The sequence below is a fragment of the Acidovorax sp. GW823-FHT02H02 genome (assembly GCF_058797075.1).
Genome location: NZ_JBXAJH010000006.1, coordinates 83,211 through 105,239, shown reverse-complemented (window position 1 = coordinate 105,239; position 22,029 = coordinate 83,211). Strand labels below are relative to the sequence as shown.

The 22,029-nt window shown below is 66.2% G+C and carries 24 protein-coding genes; 16 read left to right on the top strand and 8 right to left on the bottom strand.

Translation table 11 applies throughout. The features are described from left to right. Positions 1 to 62: 62 nt before the first annotated feature. From AC1RDS_RS08625 to AC1RDS_RS08605, 5 genes are read left to right on the top strand one after another with little or no spacing between them, the layout of a single operon-like run. Positions 63 to 1,127, top strand: a complete 1,065-nt coding sequence (locus AC1RDS_RS08625) for an NADH:ubiquinone reductase (Na(+)-transporting) subunit F (protein WP_026434963.1) — start codon at positions 63 to 65, stop codon at positions 1,125 to 1,127. 8 nt (positions 1,128 to 1,135) lie between these two features. Beyond that, positions 1,136 to 1,492, top strand: a complete 357-nt coding sequence (locus tag AC1RDS_RS08620) for a 2Fe-2S iron-sulfur cluster-binding protein (protein ID WP_492226786.1) — start codon at positions 1,136 to 1,138, stop codon at positions 1,490 to 1,492. 35 nt (positions 1,493 to 1,527) lie between these two features. Further along, positions 1,528 to 2,472 carry a catechol 2,3-dioxygenase gene (locus tag AC1RDS_RS08615; RefSeq protein ID WP_026434964.1) on the top strand — a complete coding sequence of 315 codons (945 nt, stop codon included), beginning with the start codon at positions 1,528 to 1,530 and terminating at the stop codon, positions 2,470 to 2,472. Positions 2,473 to 2,525: 53 nt separating this feature from the next. Beyond that, positions 2,526 to 3,419 (top strand): SphA family protein, encoded by an 894-nt coding sequence (locus AC1RDS_RS08610; RefSeq protein ID WP_492226785.1) that lies wholly within the window; start codon positions 2,526 to 2,528, stop codon positions 3,417 to 3,419. A gap of 11 nt (positions 3,420 to 3,430) precedes the next feature. Continuing rightward, positions 3,431 to 3,901 (top strand): GlcG/HbpS family heme-binding protein, encoded by a 471-nt coding sequence (locus tag AC1RDS_RS08605; RefSeq protein WP_422205618.1) that lies wholly within the window; start codon positions 3,431 to 3,433, stop codon positions 3,899 to 3,901. A gap of 43 nt (positions 3,902 to 3,944) precedes the next feature. Here the strand turns inward: AC1RDS_RS08605 and AC1RDS_RS08600 are convergent, their stop codons facing one another. Then, the gene (locus AC1RDS_RS08600) at positions 3,945 to 4,868 is read right to left on the bottom strand and encodes a LysR family transcriptional regulator (RefSeq protein WP_303832940.1); all 924 of its coding nucleotides are present in this window, start codon (positions 4,866 to 4,868) and stop codon (positions 3,945 to 3,947) included. 121 nt (positions 4,869 to 4,989) lie between these two features. Here AC1RDS_RS08600 and AC1RDS_RS08595 point away from each other — a divergent pair, with 121 nt between their 5' ends. The 8 genes from AC1RDS_RS08595 (at position 4,990) to thmT (ending at position 12,216) form a co-directional block, all read left to right on the top strand. Then, entirely contained in the window at positions 4,990 to 6,450 is a 1,461-nt protein-coding gene (locus tag AC1RDS_RS08595) for a 2-hydroxymuconic semialdehyde dehydrogenase (RefSeq protein ID WP_492226784.1), read from the top strand. Between the two features lie 72 nt (positions 6,451 to 6,522). Further along, a complete protein-coding gene (locus tag AC1RDS_RS08590) occupies positions 6,523 to 7,380 on the top strand; it encodes an alpha/beta fold hydrolase (RefSeq protein ID WP_492226783.1) in 858 nt (285 codons plus the stop codon). A gap of 13 nt (positions 7,381 to 7,393) precedes the next feature. Continuing rightward, positions 7,394 to 8,176, top strand: coding sequence for a 2-oxopent-4-enoate hydratase (gene dmpE / locus AC1RDS_RS08585; RefSeq protein ID WP_492226782.1), 783 nt, complete (start codon positions 7,394 to 7,396; stop codon positions 8,174 to 8,176). 14 nt (positions 8,177 to 8,190) lie between these two features. Then, positions 8,191 to 9,105, top strand: coding sequence for an acetaldehyde dehydrogenase (acetylating) (locus AC1RDS_RS08580; protein ID WP_492226781.1), 915 nt, complete (start codon positions 8,191 to 8,193; stop codon positions 9,103 to 9,105). A 13-nt stretch (positions 9,106 to 9,118) separates the two neighbouring features. Next, on the top strand, positions 9,119 to 10,159 hold the full coding sequence (dmpG, locus tag AC1RDS_RS08575) for a 4-hydroxy-2-oxovalerate aldolase (RefSeq protein WP_492226780.1): 1,041 nt from the start codon (positions 9,119 to 9,121) through the stop codon (positions 10,157 to 10,159). Positions 10,160 to 10,170: 11 nt separating this feature from the next. After that, positions 10,171 to 10,959 carry a 2-oxo-3-hexenedioate decarboxylase gene (gene dmpH, locus AC1RDS_RS08570; RefSeq protein ID WP_303835506.1) on the top strand — a complete coding sequence of 263 codons (789 nt, stop codon included), beginning with the start codon at positions 10,171 to 10,173 and terminating at the stop codon, positions 10,957 to 10,959. Between the two features lie 18 nt (positions 10,960 to 10,977). Further along, a complete protein-coding gene (locus AC1RDS_RS08565) occupies positions 10,978 to 11,970 on the top strand; it encodes a Bug family tripartite tricarboxylate transporter substrate binding protein (protein WP_303835504.1) in 993 nt (330 codons plus the stop codon). Between the two features lie 54 nt (positions 11,971 to 12,024). Next, complete coding sequence (thmT, locus tag AC1RDS_RS08560) at positions 12,025 to 12,216, top strand: 2-hydroxymuconate tautomerase (RefSeq protein ID WP_026434975.1); 192 nt, start codon at positions 12,025 to 12,027, stop codon at positions 12,214 to 12,216. Positions 12,217 to 12,231: 15 nt separating this feature from the next. On the opposite strand, the gene AC1RDS_RS08555 is transcribed toward thmT, so the two are convergent. Together AC1RDS_RS08555 and AC1RDS_RS08550 are read right to left on the bottom strand one after the other, a co-directional pair. Next, positions 12,232 to 13,197 carry a lysylphosphatidylglycerol synthase transmembrane domain-containing protein gene (locus tag AC1RDS_RS08555; protein ID WP_422205633.1) on the bottom strand — a complete coding sequence of 322 codons (966 nt, stop codon included), beginning with the start codon at positions 13,195 to 13,197 and terminating at the stop codon, positions 12,232 to 12,234. After that, entirely contained in the window at positions 13,194 to 14,213 is a 1,020-nt protein-coding gene (locus AC1RDS_RS08550) for a glycosyltransferase family 2 protein (protein WP_303835498.1), read from the bottom strand. Before AC1RDS_RS08550 ends, AC1RDS_RS08555 begins: the two co-directional genes overlap by 4 nt. Positions 14,214 to 14,365: 152 nt before the next feature. Between AC1RDS_RS08550 and AC1RDS_RS08545 the strand changes: the two genes are divergently transcribed. Further along, a complete protein-coding gene (locus tag AC1RDS_RS08545; RefSeq protein WP_492226779.1) occupies positions 14,366 to 15,850 on the top strand; it encodes an ArnT family glycosyltransferase in 1,485 nt (494 codons plus the stop codon). A 96-nt stretch (positions 15,851 to 15,946) separates the two neighbouring features. Here the strand turns inward: AC1RDS_RS08545 and AC1RDS_RS08540 are convergent, their stop codons facing one another. Further along, a complete protein-coding gene (locus AC1RDS_RS08540; RefSeq protein WP_303835495.1) occupies positions 15,947 to 16,174 on the bottom strand; it encodes a hypothetical protein in 228 nt (75 codons plus the stop codon). A 221-nt stretch (positions 16,175 to 16,395) separates the two neighbouring features. Beyond that, positions 16,396 to 17,199, bottom strand: coding sequence for an exodeoxyribonuclease III (locus AC1RDS_RS08535; protein ID WP_303835494.1), 804 nt, complete (start codon positions 17,197 to 17,199; stop codon positions 16,396 to 16,398). A gap of 9 nt (positions 17,200 to 17,208) precedes the next feature. Here AC1RDS_RS08535 and pyrE point away from each other — a divergent pair, with 9 nt between their 5' ends. Beyond that, positions 17,209 to 17,916: an orotate phosphoribosyltransferase gene (gene pyrE, locus AC1RDS_RS08530; protein ID WP_492226778.1), complete on the top strand. Its 708-nt coding sequence runs from the start codon at positions 17,209 to 17,211 to the stop codon at positions 17,914 to 17,916. 17 nt (positions 17,917 to 17,933) lie between these two features. Next, positions 17,934 to 18,599, top strand: a complete 666-nt coding sequence (locus AC1RDS_RS08525) for a DUF4124 domain-containing protein (RefSeq protein ID WP_492226777.1) — start codon at positions 17,934 to 17,936, stop codon at positions 18,597 to 18,599. A 39-nt stretch (positions 18,600 to 18,638) separates the two neighbouring features. On the opposite strand, the gene gatB is transcribed toward AC1RDS_RS08525, so the two are convergent. From gatB to gatC, 3 genes are read right to left on the bottom strand one after another with little or no spacing between them, the layout of a single operon-like run. Then, entirely contained in the window at positions 18,639 to 20,087 is a 1,449-nt protein-coding gene (gene gatB / locus AC1RDS_RS08520) for an Asp-tRNA(Asn)/Glu-tRNA(Gln) amidotransferase subunit GatB (protein ID WP_492226776.1), read from the bottom strand. 1 nt (position 20,088) lies between these two features. Continuing rightward, positions 20,089 to 21,582: an Asp-tRNA(Asn)/Glu-tRNA(Gln) amidotransferase subunit GatA gene (gene gatA / locus AC1RDS_RS08515; RefSeq protein WP_492226775.1), complete on the bottom strand. Its 1,494-nt coding sequence runs from the start codon at positions 21,580 to 21,582 to the stop codon at positions 20,089 to 20,091. 12 nt (positions 21,583 to 21,594) lie between these two features. After that, positions 21,595 to 21,894 (bottom strand): Asp-tRNA(Asn)/Glu-tRNA(Gln) amidotransferase subunit GatC, encoded by a 300-nt coding sequence (gene gatC / locus AC1RDS_RS08510; protein ID WP_303835508.1) that lies wholly within the window; start codon positions 21,892 to 21,894, stop codon positions 21,595 to 21,597. Positions 21,895 to 22,029 lie beyond the last annotated feature (135 nt).

Here is a 22,029-nt window from a genome sequence, read left to right as displayed (position 1 = left end):
CGTACCAGCCCGCACAGGCGATGGGTGCAGCCCGCGGGCAGCCCCGTCGTCCAGGACATGCCATGAGCTACCAACTGACTCTCGAACCCCTGGGCGCCACCATCGAGGTGGAAGAAGGCCAAACTTTGCTGGACGCCGCGCTGCGCCAGGGCATCTACATTCCGCACGCCTGCGGCCACGGACTGTGTGGCACCTGCAAGGTGCAGGTGACCGATGGCGAGGTGGACCATGGCGCGGCCAATCCGTTCGCCCTGATGGAAATGGAGCGCGACGACGGCAAGACACTGGCCTGCTGCGCCACGCTGCAGTCGGACGCCACCATCGAGGCCGACTTCGACGACGACCCCGATGCCCAGGTGATCCCGGTGCGTGACTTCACCGCCACGGTGGCGCGCATCGAGCAGCTCACACCGACCATCAAGGCCCTGCACCTGCGCCTGGACCAGTCCATCCATTACCAGGCCGGGCAGTATGTGCAGGTGCAGATTCCGGGCGTTGACGGGGGGCGCGCCTTCTCGATTGCCAATGCGCCCGGTGCCGATGGCCAGAGCAGCGAGATCGAGCTGAACGTGCGCCAGGTGCCCGGCGGCGCTGGAACCACCTGGCTGCACGAGTCGCTGAAACAAGGCGACCGGCTGCAACTGACCGGGCCCTACGGCCGTTTCTTCGTGCGCCGTTCGGCCGCCATGCCCATGGTGTTCATGGCGGGCGGTTCGGGCCTGTCGAGCCCGCGCGCCATGATTCTGGAGCTGCTGGCCAGCGGCTGCACGCAGCCCATCACGCTGGTGTACGGGCAGCGCAGCGCGCAGGAGCTGTACTACGACGCCGAGTTCCGCGCCCTCGCAGCGCGCCATCCCCATTTCACCTACGTGCCGGCACTTTCGGACGCCGCCGGGAGCGATGGCTGGAACGGCGCGCGCGGCTTTGTTCACGAAGCGGCCAAGGCGCACTTTGGTGGCAGCTTCGCCGGCCACAAGGCCTACCTGTGCGGCCCCCCGCCCATGATCGAAGCCTGTATCGGCGCCCTGATGCAGGGGCGCCTGTTCGAGCGCGACATCTACACCGAGAAATTCCTCTCGGCCGCCGATGCGCAGCAGGCGCGCAGCCCCTTGTTCAAAACCATCTAGGAGCCGCCATGGGAGCCAACCCCTGTTCGCAAGTGCGCGTCAGCGTGTCGCAGACCGGCGACTGTTTTGACTGTGCCACCAACGAAAGCCTGCTGGCCGGCATGTTGCGGCTGGGCCGCAAGGGCATCCCGGCCGGCTGCGTCAACGGCGGCTGCGGGGTCTGCAAGGTGCGCATTGTGGAAGGGGCGGTGCAGTCGCTCGGGCCCGTCAGCCGGGCGCATGTCAGCACCGAAGAAGAAGCCAACGGCTACACGCTGGCCTGCCGCGTGGCGCCCACCCAGTCGGTGTGCCTGGAAGTGGCCGCCCGATTGCGCAAACCTTTTCTGGGCAGCGCCACCTCGGTGGCGCAACGCCCTGCCACTTGAACCAATGAAGATTTACCAACCAAAGGAGACATGAAATGGGTGTACTGAGAATCGGCCACGCGAGCCTGCGGGTCATGGATATCGCCGCTGCCGTCAAGCACTACGAAGAGGTCCTGGGCCTCAAGACGGTCATGAAGGACAACGCCGGCAACGTCTATTTGAAGTGCTGGGACGAGTGGGACAAATACTCGATCATCCTGACGCCCAGCGACCGTGCGGGCCTGAACCACGTCGCCTACAAGGTGGAGAAAGACGAGGACCTGGAGGCGCTGCAGGCCCGCATCGAGGCCTGGGGCATCCAGACCACGCTGCTGCCGGAAGGCACGCTGCCCTCCACCGGCCGCATGCTGCAGTTCCACCTGCCCAGCGGCCACGAAATGCGCCTGTATGCCATGAAGGAATACGTGGGCACCGACGTGGGCACCGTCAATCCCGATCCCTGGCCCGACGGCATCCGGGGCGCGGGCGCGCACTGGCTCGACCACCTGCTGCTGATGTGCGAGATGAACCCCGAGGCGGGCATCAACAAAGTGCAGGACAACACGCGTTTCATGAAGGAATGCCTGGACTTCTTCCTGACCGAGCAGGTGCTGGTCGGCCCCCAGGGTGACATGCAGGCCGCCACCTGGATGGCGCGCACCACCACGCCGCACGACATCGCCTTTGTGGGCGGCCCGGTCAGCGGCCTGCACCACATCGCGTTCTTCCTGGATTCGTGGCACGACGTGCTCAAGGCCGCCGATGTCATGGCCAAGAAGAAGGTCAAGATCGACGTGGCTCCCACGCGCCACGGCATCACGCGCGGCGAGACCATCTACTTCTTCGACCCCAGCGGCAACCGCAACGAAACCTTTGCCGGCCTCGGTTACCTGGCGCAGCCCGACCGCCCCGTGACCACCTGGAGCGAAGACAAGCTGGGCAGCGGGATCTTCTTCCACACCGGTGAGCTGGTGGCGTCCTTCACGGACGTGTACACCTGAAGCGGCGCCCCGGCTCCGTTATTTCCTCTTTGCTTCGTTGTACGAGAAAACCCATGAAGAAAACATTTGCAGCGACCGCCCTGCTGGCGGGTCTGGGCAGCCTGGCGCCCCTGGCCGCCCAGGCGGAAGGCCATTACGTTCCCGGTGTGGAAGGCGCCCAGGCCGCCAGCGTGCCGCCGCCCGGCTTCTATTACCTGGGCTATGTGGTGAACTACAACATCAACAGCTTTCGCGCACCGGGCTCCAGTACCGACCTGCCGGGGCACAACAGCGGCACCGTGACCGCGCTGGCCAATCGCTTTGTCTGGATGACGGGCCACAAGGTGCTGGGTGCCGATTACGGTGTCGAGGCCATCGTGCCGCTGGTGCGCACCTCGCTCACCCTCAATGCCGCGGGCATCGCGGACAGCCGTTCGGGTGTGGGCGACGTTTACGTCGGCCCCCTGGTGCTGGGATGGCACGGCGCGCAGTGGGATGCCGTGGCTGCCGCCGGCATGTGGCTGGATTCGGGCAGCACCGACCATCCGGCATCGGCGGGCAAGGGCTTCAAGAGCACGATGCTGACCGGCGGTGCGACCTACTACTTCGATGCCGCCAAGACGATTTCGGGTTCGGCCCTGATGCGCTTCGAGCGCCATGGCAAGAACGACAGGGGCTTTCGCCATGGCGACCAGGCCACGGTGGAGTGGGGGCTGGCCAAGGTGTTTGGCACGGTGCAGGCGGGGGTGGTGGGCTACAGCCAGTGGCAGACCAGCAACGACAGCGGTCCGGGCGCCAGCGCCGACCAGTCCTCGCGGCACGCGCTGGGCGCCGAGCTGGTGTATCCGATCGCGTCCGCCGGGGTGTTCCTCAAGGGCGCGATCTACAAGGAGTTTCGCGCCGAAGCCGGCACCGGCCCGCAGCCCAAGGGGAACCTGGTGCGGCTGACGATGGTCAAGGCCTTCTGAACGCCATGTCCATGCCAGATCCCAGCATTGGATCCGGTGTTGTCTCTCTCAGCCGGGAGCAGCGCGTGATCGATGCCACTGCGGCCCTGCGCGCCGTGGCGGCAGCGGTGCAGGCCGCCACCACCCTGGGCGTGCAGGTCAACGTGGCGGTGGTCGATGCCGCCGGGATTCTGGCGGCGTTCGTGCGCATGCCCGGTGCGCCGCTGCATTCGGTCGATATCGCCATCGACAAGGCCTACACCGCCACGGGCTTTGGTCTGCCGACTTCCCAGTGGCATGCGGTCCTGCAACAGCATTCACCCGCGGTGCGGGAGGGGCTGGTGTTGCGCCCGCGCTTTGTCGCCTTTGGGGGCGGACTGCCCATCGTGGAGGGCGGCATGCGCATCGGCGCCATCGGCGTCTCGGGTGGCAGCGAAGCGCAGGACGAAGCCATCGCGGTCGCCGGCTTGCAGGCGCTGGGGCTTGCGCCTTCCGGGGCGTGACGGGAAGACCATGGCCGACCTACCATCCATGGCCCCGGCAGGGTCAATCCCGCCCGCCCGCGTCCTGGCCCTTCTTGCTCTGGGCGTTGGAAAACGCACCCACCACCTCCAGAAATGCCGCCAGCACCGGCGACATGTCGTCGGTGCGGTACAGGCAGCTGAGCTCGATGTCGCGCAGGTGGCGCGAGCGCAGCGGCCGGTACACCACACCCGGCAGGCGCAGGCTGGTGGCCGAATGGGTGGTGATGCAGGCGCCAAAACCGCCCGCCACCAGGGCCACGCAGGTCAGTACATCTTCCACCGCCTGCACCACGTTCAGGCGAATGCCCTCGCGGTGGAAGGCGCTGGCTACCTCCTGGGCCAGCCCGGGCAGGGGGGCGTTGGGGTAGACGATCATCGGCTCGCCGTCCAGGTCGCGCAGCGTGATCTCCGGGCGTGCGCACAGGGGATGGGTCTCCGGCAGGCCGACGACCAGTGTTTCCTGGAGCACGTTCAGTACCTCCAAGCCGGGTTCGGGGGGCACCAGCCGGTTGAAGCCGATGGTGATGCGGCGCTCGCGCAGCGCCTGCAACTGTTCGCCCTTGGTCAGGTTGTGCAGTTCGATGCGCACCTCGGGACGTGCCTGGTGGAAGGTGGCCAGCAGCCGGGGGATCACGTCCAGCACCCCCGAGCCGAAGATGCCCACGTCGAGCAGGCCGATCAGCCCCTGCCCGGCCTGCTGCGTGCGGTCGCGCGCGCGTTGCGTCAGCGACAGGATGTTGGGCACCTCGTCCAGCAGTGCCTGGCCGGCGGCGGTCAGCTCCACGCCCTTGGCGGTACGCAGGAACAAAGGGGTTCCCAGTTCGTCCTCCAACCCCCGGATCTGCCGTGTCAGGGGCGGCTGCGCCATGTGCAGCCGCGCTGCTGCCCGGCCGAAGTGCAGCTCCTGGGCGAGCGCAAGAAAGTATTTCATCTGGCGCAAATCCACTGTGCATCTCCTTTTTTTAATACCTCGAAGGTATCAGATTTGGAAAATTTGGTATTGGACAGTATGAGCCTCCCACCCTATCGTTACAGCCAGTCAGTGCTTGCGAGATAAGAAAGTCACCATGCAACAGATTCTGAATTTCATCAACGGCGAATATGTTCGCAACACCAGCGGCAAGACGTTCCAGGACATCAACCCGGTCAACGGCAGCGTCATCGGCGATATTTACGAAGCCGGCCAGGTGGAAGTCAATGCCGCTGTCGCCGCGGCCAAAGCGGCGCTCAAGGGCGATTGGGGCCGACTGTCGGTGGCCGAGCGCTGCAAGCTGCTGGACGCCGTGGCGATCGAGATCAACCGCCGCTTCGACGACTTCCTGCAGGCCGAGATTGCCGACACCGGCAAGCCGCACCACCTGGCTTCGCATGTGGACATTCCGCGCGGCGCCGCCAACTTCCAGATCTTCATCGACACCATCAAGAGCACGGCCACCGAGTCGTTCAACATGCGCACGCCCGACGGCAAGACCGCGCTGAGCTACGGCGTGCGCGTGCCGCGTGGCGTCATCGCCGTGGTCTGCCCGTGGAACCTGCCGCTCTTGCTGATGACCTGGAAGGTCGGCCCGGCGCTGGCCTGCGGCAACACCGTGGTCGTCAAGCCGAGCGAGGAAACCCCCGCCACCGCCACGCTGCTGGGCGAGGTGATGAACGCGGTGGGCATGCCCAAGGGCGTGTACAACGTGGTACACGGCTTTGGCGCCCATTCCGCCGGCGCCTTCCTGACCGAACACCCCGACGTCAACGGCATCACCTTCACCGGCGAAACGCGCACCGGCAGCATCATCATGAAGGCGGCCGCCAATGGCGTGCGCCCGGTGTCGCTGGAGATGGGCGGCAAGAACGCCGCCGTGGTGTTTGCCGACTGCGACTTCCAGACCACCATCGACACGCTGACGCGCTCGTGCTTCGAGAACGCCGGCCAGGTCTGCCTGGGCACCGAGCGCGTGTACGTGGAGCGCCCGATCTTCGAGAAGGTCGTGGCCGCACTGAAGGACCGCGCCGAGAGCATGAAACCCGGCCTGCCCTTCGACAAGGACACCAAGATCGGCCCGCTGATCAGCAAGAAGCACCAGGCCAAGGTGCTGGGCCTGTACCAGACGGCCAAGGAGCAGGGCGCCACCATCGTCACCGGTGGCGGCATCCCCGACATGCCCGGCGACCTGAAGAACGGCTCGTGGATCCAGCCCACCATCTGGACTGGCCTGCCCGAGACCGCCACCGTGGTGACCGAAGAAATCTTCGGCCCCTGCTGCCACATCAGTCCCTTCGACAGCGAAGAAGAAGTGCTGGGCAAGGTCAACGCCAACCGCTACGGCCTGGCCACCGCCGTCTTCACGCAGGACCTTGCGCGCGCCAACCGCCTGGCGCAGCAGATCGAGGTGGGCCTGTGCTGGATCAACGCCTGGTTCCTGCGCGACCTGCGCACGCCGTTCGGCGGCTCCAAGCAGTCGGGCATCGGCCGCGAAGGCGGCGTGCACTCGCTGGAGTTCTACACCGATCTGCGCAACGTGATGGTGAAGTTTTAAGTTGAATCGGCTTCTAGAGATTGCTCGGCAAGCGCTAGAAGCTCCTATAAAAGTAGCAAAGAGACATTTCTGATGAGCGCCACCGCCTCCCACCCCGAGATCGGGCACCGCATCGAAGCAGCGGGCATCCGCACCAACTACCACGACCTGGGCGGCGGTCATCCGCTGCTCATGATCCACGGCTCCGGCCCCGGCGTGTCGGCATGGGCCAACTGGCGCCTGGTGATGCCCGAGCTGGCCAAGCAGGCGCGCGTGATCGCGCCCGACATGGTCGGCTTCGGCTTCACCGACCGCCCGGCAGGCCAGCGCTATGACATGGACAGCTGGGTACGCCAGGCCGTGGGCCTGCTGGACGCGCTGGGCATCGAGAAAACCGACCTGGTCGGCAACTCCTTTGGCGGTGCACTGGCCCTGGCGCTGGCCATCCGCCACCCGCAACGCGTGCGCCGCCTGGTGCTGATGGGGAGCGTGGGCGTGCACTTTCCCATCACGCAGGGGCTGGACGCCGTGTGGGGCTATACCCCGTCGGTGCAGAACATGCGCGCCATCATGGGTTACTTTGCCTTCAACCAGGGGCTGATGAGCGACGACCTCGCCCGCATGCGCTACGAAGCCAGCATCCGCCCGGGCTTCCAGGAGTCGTTCTCGGCCATGTTCCCCGCGCCCCGCCAGCGCTGGGTGGACGCCATGGCCAGTCGCGAAGAAGACATCCGCGCCCTGCCGCACCAGACCCTGGTGGTGCATGGGCGCGACGACCAGGTGATCCCGCTGTCCACCTCGCTGACGCTGTCCAACTGGATCCCGCGCTCGCAGCTGCACGTGTACGGCCAGTGCGGGCACTGGACGCAGATCGAACACGCCGCGCGCTTTACCCGCCTGGTGGGCGATTTCCTGGCCGAGGCTGCAACCGACGAACCCCATTCCCTTTGAGATCGAGGACTTCATGCAAGCACCACTGATTGAGCAGCTCGGCGACGAGCTCTACGACGCCTTGAAGGGCTGCCGCACCGTGGCGCCGCTGACCGCGCGCCATGCCGATATCACCATCAACGACGCCTACGCCATCCAGCAACGCATGCTGGCGCGCCGCCTGGCCGCCGGCGAGCGCGTGGTGGGCAAGAAGATCGGCGTGACCAGCCAGGCGGTGATGGACATGCTGGGCGTGTTCCAGCCCGACTTTGGCTGGCTCACCGACGGCATGGTCTACAACGAAGGCCAGGCCATCCCCGCCAGCACGCTGATCCAGCCCAAGGCCGAGGGCGAGATCGCCTTCGTGCTGAAAAAGACGCTGAAGGGCCCCGGCATCACGGTCGCCGACGTGCTGGCCGCCACCGAGGGCGTGATGGCCTGCTTCGAGATCGTCGACTCGCGCATCCAGGACTGGAAGATCAAGATCCAGGACACCGTGGCCGACAACGCTTCGTGCGGCGTGTTCGTGCTGGGTGACCGCCTGGTCGATCCGCGCGATGTTGATCTGGCCACCGTCGGCATGGTGCTGGAGAAGAACGGAGACATCGTCGCCACCGGCGCCGGAGCCGCTGCGCTGGGCCACCCGGCCAATGCCGTCGCCTGGCTGGCCAACACGCTGGGCCAGCACGGCATCGCGCTGGAGGCGGGCGAGGTCGTGCTGTCGGGTTCGCTCGGCATCATGGTGCCGGTCGCCGCGGGCGACAACCTGCGCGTGACCATGGGCGGCATCGGTGGCTGCTCCGTCCGCTTCGTCTGACACAAGGAATTTCCATGAGCAAGAAGATCAAATGCGCCCTGATCGGGCCCGGCAACATCGGCACCGACCTGCTGGCCAAGCTCCAGCGCAGTCCGGTACTGGAGCCCGTCTGGATGGTGGGCATCGACCCCGAGTCCGACGGCTTGAAGCGCGCCCGCGCGATGGGCATCAAGACCACCGCCGAAGGGGTGGACGGCCTGATTCCCCACATGCGGCAGGACGGCGTGCAGATCGTCTTTGACGCCACCAGCGCCTATGTGCATGCCGAAAACAGCCGCAAGGTCAACGCCCAGGGCGCGCTGATGATCGATCTCACGCCGGCCGCCATCGGCCCGTTCTGCGTGCCGCCTGTGAACCTGAAGGAGCATGTTGGCAAGGCCGAGATGAATGTCAACATGGTCACCTGCGGCGGCCAGGCCACCATCCCCATGGTCGCGGCAGTCTCGCGTGTGCAGCCCGTGGCCTACGGCGAGATCGTGGCCACCGTGTCGTCCAAGTCGGTAGGCCCCGGCACGCGCAAGAACATCGACGAGTTCACCCGCACCACGGCCGGCGCGGTCGAGCAGGTGGGCGGTGCCAGGAAGGGCAAGGCCATCATCATCATCAACCCGGCCGAGCCTCCGCTGATCATGCGCGACACCGTGCACTGCCTCACTGAAGACGAGCCCGACCAAGCCAGGATCACCGAGTCCATCCACGCGATGCTCAAGGAAGTGCAGAAATACGTGCCCGGCTACCGCCTGGTCAATGGTCCGGTGTTCGACGGCAAGCGCGTGAGCGTGTTCCTCGAAGTCGAGGGCCTGGGCGACTACCTGCCCAAATACGCCGGCAACCTGGACATCATGACCGCTGCCGCCGCCCGCACGGCGGAGATGTTTGCCGAAGAAATCCTGTCCGGTTCGCTCACGCTCGAACCCGTGGCTGCGTAAGGAGAAACCGCACATGACCAACACCCTCCAAGGCAAGAAAGTCCGCCTGCACGACATGACGCTGCGCGACGGCATGCACCCCAAGCGCCACCTGATGACGCTCACGCAGATGAAGACCATCGCCACCGGTCTGGACGCCGCCGGCATGGCCCTGATCGAGGTCACCCATGGCGACGGCCTGGGCGGCAGCTCGGTCAACTACGGCTTTCCCGCCCACACCGACGAGGAATACCTGGGCGCCGTGGTGCCCCTGATGCAACAGGCCAAGGTCTCGGCGCTGCTGATTCCCGGCATCGGCACCGTGGACCACCTGAAGATGGCGCATGAACTGGGCGTCAGCACCATCCGCGTGGCCACGCACTGCACCGAGGCCGACGTGAGCGAGCAGCACATCACCCTGGCCCGCAAGATGGGCATGGACACCGTGGGCTTTTTGATGATGAGCCACATGAACAGTGCCGAAGGCCTGGTCACGCAGGCGAAGTTGATGGAGGGCTACGGCGCCAACTGCATCTACATCACCGACTCGGCCGGCCACATGCTCCCGCACGACGTGAAGGAAAAGCTCGGCGCCGTGCGCCAGGCCTTGAAGCCCGAGACCGAGCTGGGCTTCCACGGCCACCACAACCTGGCCATGGGCGTGGCCAACAGCCTGGCCGCCATCGAGGTGGGTTGCAGCCGCATCGACGCCGCTGCCGCCGGCCTGGGCGCCGGCGCCGGCAACACGCCCATGGAAGTGCTGGTGGCGGTGTGCGACCTGATGGGCATCGAGACCGGCGTGGACGTGTTCAAGATCCAGGACGTGGCCGAAGACCTGGTGGTGCCCATCATGGACTTTCCCATCCGCATCGACCGCGACGCGCTCACGCTGGGCTATGCCGGCGTGTACGGCTCCTTCCTGCTGTTCGCCAAGCGCGCCAGCCAGAAGTACGGCGTGCCGGCGCGCGAAATCCTCGTTGAAATGGGCCGCCGCGGCATGGTTGGCGGCCAGGAAGACATGATCGAAGACACCGCGCTCACCCTCGCCAAGGCGCAGGGCTTGCGGGCAGCTTGAAGGACAAGAACATGGCACTGAACGCATCCACCCTCGACCAACTGGCCGATCACCTGGAAAACTGCCAACTGAAGGCCCAGGACACCCTCAAGATCACCGAGTCCCATCCCGACATGGACTGGGACGACGCCTACGCCATCCAGGACCGCATCCTGGCGCGCAAGCTGGCGCGCGGCGCCCGCGTGGTGGGCTACAAGGCGGGCCTGACCTCGCACGCCAAGATGAAGCAGATGGGCGTGACCGACCCGGTCTTCGGCTTCCTGGTGGACGAGTTCGTCGTGCCCGAAGGCGCAGAGATCCAGGTCGGTGACCTGATCCACCCCAAGGTCGAACCCGAGATCTGCTTCATCACCCGCACCGAACTCCAGGGCCCCGGCTGCCACATCGGCGCCGTGCTGGCCGCCAGCGATGTCGTGCTGCCCGGCATCGAAGTCATCGACAGCCGCTACCGCGACTTCAAGTTCGACCTCAAGAGCGTGGTGGCCGACAACACCTCGGCCGCGCGCTTCGTGGTCGGCGGGCGCATTGCCTCGGCCCGCGGCGTGGATTTGCGCACGCTCGGCGTGGTGCTCGAAAAGAACGGCCAGCCCGTGGCCCTGGGCGCCGGCGCCGCGGTGCTGGGGCACCCGGCGGCCGCCGTGGCCATGCTGGTCAACCACCTGGGCCGGCGCGGCCAGTCGCTGCCGGCCGGCAGCCTGGTGCTGTCGGGGGGGATCACCGAGGCCGTGGCGGTGCAGGCCGGTGACAACGTCACGCTGCGCATCCAGAACCTGGGCAGCGTGTCGGTTCGTTTTGTGTGACAAAAGAGGGAAGAAAAAATGCAACGGAGACATTTCATCGCCACCGGCATGGGCACCGCCCTGTCGGCATCCCTGGCAGCGTTCCCACTGGCCAGCTGGGCGCAGGACACCTGGCCCGCCAAGCCGATCAAGCTGATCGTGCCGTTCCCGCCGGGTGGTCCGACCGACATCATGGGCCGCACGGCGGCCAAGGTGATGGGCGACAAGCTGGGCCAGCAGTTGGTGGTGGAGAACAAGGCCGGGGCCGGCGGCAACATCGGCACCGACGCCGTGGCCAAGGCGGCGGGCGACGGCTACACCATCGGCCTGTCGGCCATCAGCAGCCTGGCCATTGCGCCCACGCTCTATCCCAAGCTGTCGTTCTCCGTGGAAAAAGACCTGGCGCCGGTGTCGCTGGTGGGGTTCACGCCCTGCGCCATCGTGGCGCACCCGAGCGCGCCGTTCGATGACCTCAAGGGGCTGATCGCCTATGCCAAGGCCAACCCCGGCAAGCTCAGCTACGGCACCTCGGGCATCGGTACCAGCACCCACCTGGCGGCCGAGCTGCTGCAATCCACCACCGGCATCGCACTCACCCACATCCCCTACAAGGGCACCAGCCAGATCGCCCAGGACCTGCTGGCCGGCACGATTCCCCTGAGCTTCGAGAGCTCGCTGACCACCACCCTGCCCAACGTGAAGTCGGGCAAGCTCAAGGTGATTGCCGTGACCTCGGCCCAGCGCTCGCGTGCCTTGCCCAACGTGCCCACGGTGGCCGAGCAGGGCGTTGCCGGCTTCGATGTGGTGACCTGGTTCGGCCTGATTGCGCCGGCGTCCACGCCGCGCGACATCGTCAACAAGCTGGCCGATGCCTGGAAAACCGGCGCAGCCACCGCGCCCGCCCTGGCGGCTTTCGAGAACATCGGCGCCGACATCAAGGTCAACACGCCGCAGCAGTTTGCCGAGTTCATTCGCGCTGAAAACACGCGCTGGGGCAGCCTGATCCAGAAACTGGGCATCAAGCTCGACTGATCGCCCGTCGGCACTGAATCCCGCCCATGCTTTGAGAAACCCAAGGACATCCCCATGCCATTTGCCCAGATTTACATGATCGAAGGCCGCACCGAAGAGCAGAAGAAGGCCGTCATCGAGAAGGTGACCCAGGCCCTCGTCGATGCCGTGGGTGCGCCGCCGGCCAACGTGCGCGTGTGGATTCACGATGTTCCCAAGGAAAACTGGGGCATTGCCGGCGTCAGCGCCAAGGCGCTGGGGCGCTGAGGCGGTGGCAGTGCCTCAGTGTTCGTGGCCGTCTTGCGCCGGGTCGATCGCTGCAACCGCCTTGCCGCGCGACGGCAGGCCGAACGCCAGCGCCCCCAGCGCACCTTGCACCAGGCCATAAACACCGTACAGCATCGCGGCGCCCACGGCGGCAGGCACCGCAACACCAAACGGCGCCAGCGCGGCGACCGCCGCCGCCTCGCGGGTGCCCCAGCCGCCCACGCTGACGGGGAGCGCCGCCATCAGGAACACGGGGGCAATGGCCCAGGCCCATGCAGCAGGCGGCAGCTGTATGCCGAGCGCCAGCCCCCCCGCCGCCAGTGCCGCCGCCGAAAGCCCCTGGACGGCTCCCGAAGCCAAGGCCTGCCAGCCGAGCTGGCGTTGAAAATCCGGCCGCACCGCCGCTGTCCGCAATGGCGCCAGCCATCTCCAGCTGGCGCCACGCCGCAGCAGTGCCGGCAGGCACCAGGGCAGCACCAGCCAGAGCGCCGTGCCGCACAGTGCCACGCCCCGCAGCAGTGCGGGTGAAAGTCCCAGTGCCGCGCCCAGCGCATCGGCGCTGGCGGCTGCGCCCAGCCCGCCAATGGCGCACAGCATCCACAGGCCGCTCACGCGATCGAGCACCACCGACCAGCTGGAGGCCCCTGCGTCCTGCCCGGTGCGGCGCAGCACCACGGCGCGGTACAGGTCGCCACCCACCACCGCGCCCGGCAGCAGCGCATTGAGGCCGATGGCCTGGAAGTACCACCGAACGGCGTCGCGCACGCCCATGTCCGCCCCCAACCAGCGCGCCAGCGCCCGCCAGCGCAACGCTGACACGAGGTTGGAGGCGATCGCGGCGGCGAGCCCTGCCAGCAGCCAGCCCGGATGGGCCTGCCCCAGGCTCGCCAGCACCCGGCGCGGGTCGGCCAGCGCCAGCACCGCGCCCAGCAGCGCCAGCCCCAGAAGGGCGCGCAGCAGGATTTTTCGGGACGGTTTCAAGCGACTATCTTGGTAGCTGCTGGCGCTTGCTGTACGGGCGCTTCAGTTGTCTCTGAATGATGCTCTTCGGCGTGGAACTGCGGCCTGTTGCCGGCCTCGTGGTAGATGCGCATCAGCATCTCGCCGATCAGCCCGGCGGCGACCAGCTGCGCGCCCATCAGCACCAGCATCATGCCGGCCAGCAACAGCGGCCGGCCGCCGATGGCCTCGCCCATGAGCTTTTCCACCAGCAGCCACAGCAGGATCAGCGAACCCGGCGCGATCAGCCACAGGCCCAGCCCGCCGAACGCGTGCAGCGGCCGCTGGCGGTAGCGCATGAAGAACACGATCAGGATCAGGTCCAGGATGACGCGGAAGGTGCGGTCGATGCCGTACTTGGACACGCCGCGGGTGCGCGCATGGTGGCGCACCGGTACTTCGGTGATGCGCGCACCGGCTTCCTTGGCCAGCGACGGGATGAAACGGTGCAGTTCCCCGTACAAACGGATGCGGTCGATGAAGGGGCGGCGGTAGGCCTTGAGCGCGCAGCCATAGTCGTGCAGGTACACGCCGGTGGAGCGCGAGATCAGCCAGTTGGCGATGCGCGAGGGCAGCTTGCGCGAAAGCTCGGCGTCTTGCCGGTCCTTGCGCCAGCCGGACACCATGTCCACGCGGGGGTCGGTCTCCAGCCGCTGCAGCAGCAGCGGGATGTCGTCGGGCTCGTTTTGCAGGTCGGCGTCCAGCGTGACCACATAGCGGCCGCGCACGCGGTCAAAGCCGGCCTGCAGCGCGCTGGACTGGCCATAGTTGCGGGCCAGAAAAACGGGCCGCAGCCAGGCGCGCGTGGCGGCCAGCTCGCGCAATTTGTCCACGCTGCCGTCCGAGGAGCCATCGTCCACCGTCAACAGTTCGAACGTGAGCGCCTGCTGCGCCATGGCCTGGGCGATGCGCTCCACCAGGTCGGTCAGGTTATCGAACTCGTTGTAGATCGGCACCACGATGGAGACATCGGGTGTCACGGTGCGGGCGGTATTCATGGGCAACTGCGGCGGGAGAGGGATAATGCCGCGATTGTGCCCTGCACTGCCGCCACCCGCGCCGGCAGCCGGTCTTGGCGGCGCAACGTCCAGCCCCCGAGAACATGAACGTTTCTGCAGCGCCCCGCACCCCGTTGTCTTTTCGATCCCTGATGGCGCATCCACTGGCCTGGCTGCTGGCGATTGCACTGGCGCATGTCGTGGTGCGGGTGGCGGTGTCGCCCGCATTGAAATGGGACGAGGCCGAACAGATGCTGTGGTCGCAGGAGCTGGCCCTGGGCTATGGCGCCCAGCCGCCGCTCTATACCTGGCTGCAATGGCTGACCAACCAGGTGTTCGGCCCTTCTGTGCTGGCGCTGTCGCTGCTCAAGCACATGCTGCTCGCGCTGACCTACACGCTGATGTGGCTGGCCGGGCGCGAATTGCTCTGTCAGCGCGGCGCGTGGTGGGCTTCGGCCAGCATGCTGCTGTTTCCCGCCCTGGGCTGGGATTCGGTCCGCGACCAGACGCACTCCATCCTGGTGACCGCCATGGCCTGTGGTGCCTGGTGGCTGCTGCTGCGCATCGTCAAGCGGCCCAGGCCGGTGGACTTTGCCTTGCTGGGGCTGGTGTGCGGGGTGGGCCTGCTGGCGAAATACAGTTTTGCGCTGGTCATCGGTGTCATGCTGGTGGCGGCGCTGTCGGTGCCGCAGGCCAGGGGGGCATTGCTGGCGCGCGGCTGGTGGTGGGTGCTGATCGTGGGCGGACTGGTGGTCTTGCCGCATGCGGTCTGGCTGGCCTCGCACCTGCAGGAGGCCACAGCGGGCACCCTGGCCAAGATGGAAATCCAGCCCGAGCGGGCGTTGGGCAAGGGACTGCTGGCCTTGCTGGGCAACCTGACCGGCATGCTGGCGCTGTGGGTGCTGGTCGCGCTGGCGGTGTTTCGCTCGGCCTGGTGGCGCTGGCCGCTGGCGCCCGCCGCGCCCTGGGCGCAGCAGATCTTTGTGCGCTACGTCCTTTTGGCCCTGCTGGCCCTGCTGGGCATGGTACTGGCGGCAGGCGTGACCCATTTCAAGGGCCGCTGGGTGCTGCCGCTGTTGTGCATGGTACCGCTGGCGGTGTTCACAGCGCGGCCGGAGCTGCAGCACCACCCGCGTGCTGGCCGCTACAGCGCTGCCGTCGTCTGCATCGCGCTCCTCTTTCTGTTGGCTGCGGGGCTGCGTCCCTGGATCACCGGCCTGCGCGGCCACCCGGACGAACTCAACCATCCAGTGGTGGAACTGGGCCACGCGCTGCGGCAGGCGGGCTACGACGGTGTCAGCCCCATCATCGCTGCCGACCACATGTTGGCGGGCGCGCTGCTCACCCGATTCCCCCGAGCCCCTGTGAATGCCTGCATGTCGGGCAAGGACGTCGCCACCTGTGTCGCCAGCCACCTGGCGCGCGCGCGCACGGCAGGACAGGGCTGGTTGCTGATTTCGCGCGAAGACCGTCTGGAACCAGGCTGGTGGGCCAGCGCGAGCACGGGCAGGCCGGCGCTGGCCATGCAGTCGATCCGCCTGCCGTTCCACAAGGTGCGGCCGGGCGTGCCGCCGGCGCATTACCAGTTTGTCTGGCAACCTGCCGGAACTGCCGGGGCCAGCACCAGGGACCCGTAGCGCCGACCCGGGTCGGGTGTGAGGTGTATGCTATTGCATATATAGCTTGTAGCGCTTTCTGCATAAGCGCTGGCCGCTAATTAGGCATTGATCCTGTTACAGGTTGGTGGCCGCCACCACTTCGGCCATATCGGTCAGGCCCTGCGGCACCTTTTCGAAGCCGTCCTGGCGCAGGGTGAGCATGCCGGCCGCCTCGGCCTCGCTGTCGGGGGCCGTGGACGGGAGGTTGGCAGCCAGTTCCTGGGCCGTGGCGCGAGCGGCAACGGCAGGGCTGTGGTGCGCACCCGCCCCGGTGGGCGAACCCCGCTGAGTCTGCAGGTGCACGCTGCAGGCCTTTCAGTAGCGTCTGCTCGCTGATGATGCCGGTCGCCAAAGGGCTTCACCCAGATGATGATGCGCCTTTCCAGCCCCCGGATGGGGGGTGGTGACCCGTTTCCACAGAGCATCCGTATCCGGAGGGGTAAAGCACGGGGTGGGCACGGTGACAATCGCTGCGGGCGTTGCGGTCATGGGTGGTCCGCAGGGAGAGGGGGCGAGGGCGGCCGTCAGAGCGTGAAGTCGTAATCCACGGTGATGGGCGCATGGTCCGAGAATTTTTCGTTCTTGTAGATGTGCTCGGTGCGTGCGAGAGCCGCCAGTGCGGGGGTGGCCAGGTGGTAATCCAGGCGCCACCCCACGTTGTTGGCATAGGCCTGCCCCCGGTTGCTCCACCAGGTGTAGGCGGTGTCGGTGGCCGTGGGTTGTAACTGACGGTAAACGTCCACCAGGCCGCCGCCGGCATCAGTTGTGTGCAACAGTTTTGTCATCCAGGCGCGTTCTTCGGGCAGGAAGCCGCTGTTTTTCTGGTTGCCGCGCCAGTTTTTCAGATCGATCTGCTGGTGCGCGATGTTGATGTCGCCGCACAGGATGAACTCCCGCTGGCCCTTGGCGGCCATCAGATGCGGATGGAACTCTCCCAGGAAGCGGAATTTGGCCTGCTGTCGCTCTTCGCCCGACGAGCCGCTGGGAAAGTACGCGCTGATGATGGACAGCTTGCGCGCGGGCGTGTCAAAGCGCAGTTCGATATAGCGGCCCTCGGCATCGAACTCGGGCGAGCCATAGCCGGCGATGACCTCGCTGGGCTCATGGCGCGTGTAGATGCCGACGCCCGAGTAGCCTTTTTTCTGGGCAAAGTGGAAATGGCCGTTCATCTCGGCAAGCTGTTCGAAACGCGTGGCGATATCGGCGGCCTGGGCCTTCACTTCCTGCACGCAAATACAATCCGGCCGCATGCTTGCGATCCAGGGTTCCACGCCCTTGCTGGTGGCGGAACGGATGCCGTTGAGATTGAGGCTGGTTAACTTGAACAAGGAATTTCCATGGTGAATGTTGGCGCGCCAACCCCTGAGCAGGGTCGTCTGGCGCAGGATTTTGTCCGTTTTGCCGTTGAGGCAGGGGTGCTGCGGTTCGGGGAATTCAAGACCAAGGCGGGGCGCCTGAGTCCCTACTTCTTCAACGCCGGCCTTTTCGACGACGGGGACAAGCTGGGCCGCCTTGCGGAATTCTATGCAAAAGCCCTGTTGGCCAGCGGGATCGAGTTCGACATGGTGTTCGGTCCAGCCTACAAGGGCATTCCCCTGGCCGCAACCGTGGCCGTGGAGTTGGCGCGGCGGGGGCGCAATGTGCCCTTCGCCTACAACCGCAAGGAAGCCAAGGACCATGGAGAAGGCGGCACCCTGGTGGGCGCATCCCTCCAGGGGCGGGTGCTGATCATTGACGACGTGATGTCGGCAGGCACCGCCGCACGCGAGTCCATCGCCATCATCCGCGCCGCTGGCGCAGTACCCCACGCGGTTGCCATTGCACTGGACCGCCAGGAAAAAGCCACCGAGAATGGCCAGGACGTCGAGCACAGCGCCGTGCAGTATGTGCGCCACCAGTTGGGCATGCAGGTGTGCGCCATTGCAACCCTGGCAGACTTATTGCTCTATCTTTCCGAAAAAGAGGGGGGGGAGATGGGCACGCACCACCAGCGGGTGCTGGCCTATCGGCAGCGGTACGGAGTCAACCAAGGGTCATTCAGTTGAGCAAATTGGCGTGGATCATGGGAGTAGGTGTGGTGGCCAGCGTGGCAGCGCAGTGCGCGTGGGCGCAGCAGACCAATGGCGGCAGCATCTACACCTGTGTCGATCGCCAGGGGCGCCGCCTGACGGCGGACCGTCCCATTGCCGAATGCCTGGACCGCGAGCAGCGTGAACTGGGTCCCATGGGCACCGTGCGGCGCCAGATTGGCCCTTCCCTCACCGAGAAGGAGCGGGCCGCCCTGGAAGTGCAGCGCCGCAAGGAGGCGGAGGAGCGCGCCCGCCAGCAGGAAGAACGCCGCCGCGAGCGGGTTCTCACCGCCCGCTACCCGGACAAGGCGGCCCATGATATGGAACGTGCCTCAGCCATTCAGCTGCTGGAGGACGTCACCGCCGTTGCCGAGAAACGTGTGGTGGAACTGCAGCAGCAGCGCAAGGCCCTGGAAAACGAAATGGAGTTTTACCAGCGGGATCCTGCCAAGGCCCCCATGGCGCTGCGCAGCAAGATTGCCGAAAACGATGCAGGCATGGAGGAGCAGCGGCGCTTCGTGCTCAACCAGAAAGAGGAAAAACGCCGCATCCACCAGCGCTACGACGCAGAGCTGGCGCAGCTGCGCAGGCTGTGGGCTGCGCAAATAGCGCCTGCAGCCGCAGCCTCCGACGTGTTGCTGCCTGCCTCCAAGCGCTGAAGGCGGCACCGGCAGGCCAGTGCGCCGTGCCCCGTGAAATCAGGCTGCGAGCCGTGCGCGCAGCAACTCGTTGACCTGCGTCGGATTGGCCTTGCCCTTGCTGGCCTTCATGATCTGACCCACCAGCGCATTGAAGGCCTTGTCCTTGCCTGCGCGGAACTGCGCCACGTTGTCGGCGTTGGCAACGATCACCTCGTCGATGATCTTCTCCAGTGCGCTACTGTCATTCATCTGCTTGAGGCCCTTGGATTCGATGACTGCGTCCACGTCGGCCGATTCACCGTTCCACAGCGCATCAAACACCTGCCTGGCAGCGTTGTTGGAAATCGTGCCGTCGGCAATGCGCGCGATCAGTGCAGCCAGTTGCGCAGACGATACCGGTGCCTGCTCGATGCCGATCTCGCCCGCGTTCAGGCGGCGCGACATCTCGCCCATGATCCAGTTGCTGGCCAGCTTCGACTGCCCGCAGGCCGTGGCCGCAGCTTCGAAGTAGGCGGCCATGGCCTTGCTTTGCGTGAGCGTGGTGGCATCGTATTCGGGCAGGCCATGGTCCGCCACGAAGCGCGCAGCCATGGCGCGGGGCAACTCGGCCATCAGTGCACGCTGTTCCTGCACCCATTGCGCTGAAATGTGGAGCGGCGGCAGGTCGGGGTCAGGAAAGTAGCGGTAGTCCGCCGCGTCTTCCTTGGTGCGCATGGCGCGGGTTTCGCCGGTGTCGGGGTCGAACAGCACGGTGGCCTGCTGGATGGCGTGGCCGTCCTCGATCTGCTCGATCTGCCAGCGGATTTCGTAGTCGATGGCCTGTTGCATGAACTTGAAAGAATTCAGGTTCTTGATCTCGCGGCGCGTGCCTAAAGCGGCGCCGGGCTTGCGCACGGAAACGTTGGCGTCGCAGCGGAAGCTGCCTTCCTGCATGTTGCCGTCGCAGATGCCGATCCAGGTGACGATCTTGTGCAGTTCCTTGGCATAGGCCACGGCCTCTTCGGACGAGCGCATGTCGGGCTCGGTCACGATCTCCAGCAGCGGCGTGCCGGCACGGTTCAGGTCGATGCCCGACTGGCCGATGAAGTCCTCATGCAGCGATTTGCCCGCGTCTTCTTCCAGGTGGGCGCGCACCAGGCGCACGGTCTTCTTCTCGTCGCCCAGGAAGAACGCGACCTCGCCGCCTTGCACGACCGGGATCTCGAACTGGCTGATCTGGTAGCCCTTGGGCAGATCGGGGTAGAAGTAGTTCTTGCGTGCAAAAATGCTCACGGGCGCAATGTGGGAGCCAAGTGCCAGTCCCAGTTTGATAGCGCAGGCCACCGCTTCACGGTTCATCACGGGCAAAGTGCCGGGCAGGGCCAGGTCCACCGCGCAGGCCTGCGTGTTGGGCTCGGCGCCAAAGGCGGTGGGCGCGCGGCTGAAGATCTTGCTCTGCGTGGCGAGCTGGGTGTGGGTCTCGAAGCCGATGACGACTTCATAGCCGTGGATCAATTTGCTGGTCATATCACAGACCTCCGGGTTGACGGAGGTGGAAGTCAGTGGCTTGCTGCAGGCGGTGCGCAGCGTTCAGAAGGCGGGCTTCCTGGAAGTAGTTGCCAATGAGCTGCAGGCCCACGGGCATGCCGCCCTCGCCAAAACCCGCTGGCACGCTCATACCGGGCAGGCCCGCCAGCGATGCGGGCAGCGTGAAGATGTCGGCCAGGTAGTCGGCCAGCGGGTCGTTGCCATGTTCGCCGAGCTTCCAGGCCACGGTGGGCGCCACGGGGCCGGCGATCAGGTCGCAGTGCTTGAATGCGTTCTGGAAATCGTCGGCGATCATGCGGCGGATCTTCTGCGCCTGCAGGTAGTAGGCGTCGTAGTAACCGTGCGAGAGCACATAGGTGCCAATCATGATGCGGCGCTTGACCTCGTCGCCAAAGCCTTCGGCGCGGGTCTTCTTGTACATGTCGACCAGATCGGTGTAGTCCTTGGCGCGGTGGCCGAACTTCACGCCGTCAAAGCGGGAGAGGTTGGACGAGGCTTCGGCCGGGGCAATGATGTAGTACACCGGAATCGACAACTCGGTGCGCGGCAGGCTGATGGGCACGGGCTTGGCGCCGAGCTTTTCGTATTCCTTCAAGGCGGCATCGACGGCAGCGCGCACATCGGGCGCCAGGCCGTCGCCAAAGAACTCGGCGGGGATGCCGATGCGCAGGCCCTCGATGCTGTCGTTGAGCTTGGCGCTGAAGTTTTCGGCCGGCACATCCAGCGAGGTGGAGTCACGGTCCGGGTCGGGGCCGCACATGGCCGACAGCAGCAGCGCGCAGTCCTCGGCCGAGCGGGCCATGGGGCCGGCCTGGTCCAGGCTGGAAGCGAAGGCGATCATGCCGTAGCGGCTGGCGCGGCCATAGGTCGGCTTGATGCCGGTGATGCCGCAAAACGAGGCGGGCTGGCGGATGGAGCCGCCGGTGTCGGTGCCCGTGACAGCCGGGGCCAGGCGCGCGGCCACGGCCACGGCGCTGCCGCCCGAGGAGCCGCCGGGAATGCGATGGGTGTCCCACGGGTTGCGTACGGGGGCGGGGACGTCGAAGCCCACGGGGGCCACGGCCGAGTTTTCGTTGGCCGAGCCCATGGCGAACTCGTCGCAGTTGAGCTTGCCCAGCGTCACCGCGCCCGCATCGGCCAGCTTGGTGACCACGGTGGCGTCAAACGGGGACTGGTAGCCCGCCAGCATCTTGGAGCCGGCGGTGCTGGGGAAGCCCTTGGTGACGAAGATGTCCTTGTGCGCAATCGGCACGCCTTCCAGCGCGCCCGCCGTGCCTGCGGCAATGCGGGCATCGGCGGCCTGGGCCTGGGTGAGGGTGGCGTCTTCGTTCAGGGCCACAAATGCGCCCAGGTTCTGGTGCGCCTTGGCGCGGGCCAGGAAATGCTGGGCGGCTTCGACGGCGGAAACGCGGCGCTCGCGCAGTTCGGTGGCCAGCTGGGCCACGCCCAGGTCATGCAATGCGGTGGAAGTCATGCGGCGGGGCTCTTACTCGATCACTTTGGGCACGAGGAACAGGCCTCGTTCGACAGCGGGGGCGCTTTGCTGGTTGGCTTCGCGCTGGTTGGGTTCGCTGGCCACGTCCTCGCGCAGCCGCAGGGCCACGTCCTGGATGGCCGCGACGGGATGCGCCAGGGGGGTGAGTCCCGAGGTGTCCACCGCCCGCATCTTTTCTACGATGCCAAAGAAGCCATTCAGTTGAGTCAGCATGCGCTCACTCTCAGAAGGGGTCAATTCCAGCCGCGCCAGATTGGCGATGCGAGCGATGTCCTGGGGTGTTAGTGCCATAGCGGGAAAAAGGAGGGAAACCAGATGTAAAGCCGTGATGTCGGTCAAACTGAACGAAGTTATTCACAGGGGATGGGGTATTATCCCGGCTTTGCCGCAAGACCCCCTGCCTGACGGTCATTGTGCGAAAAAAGC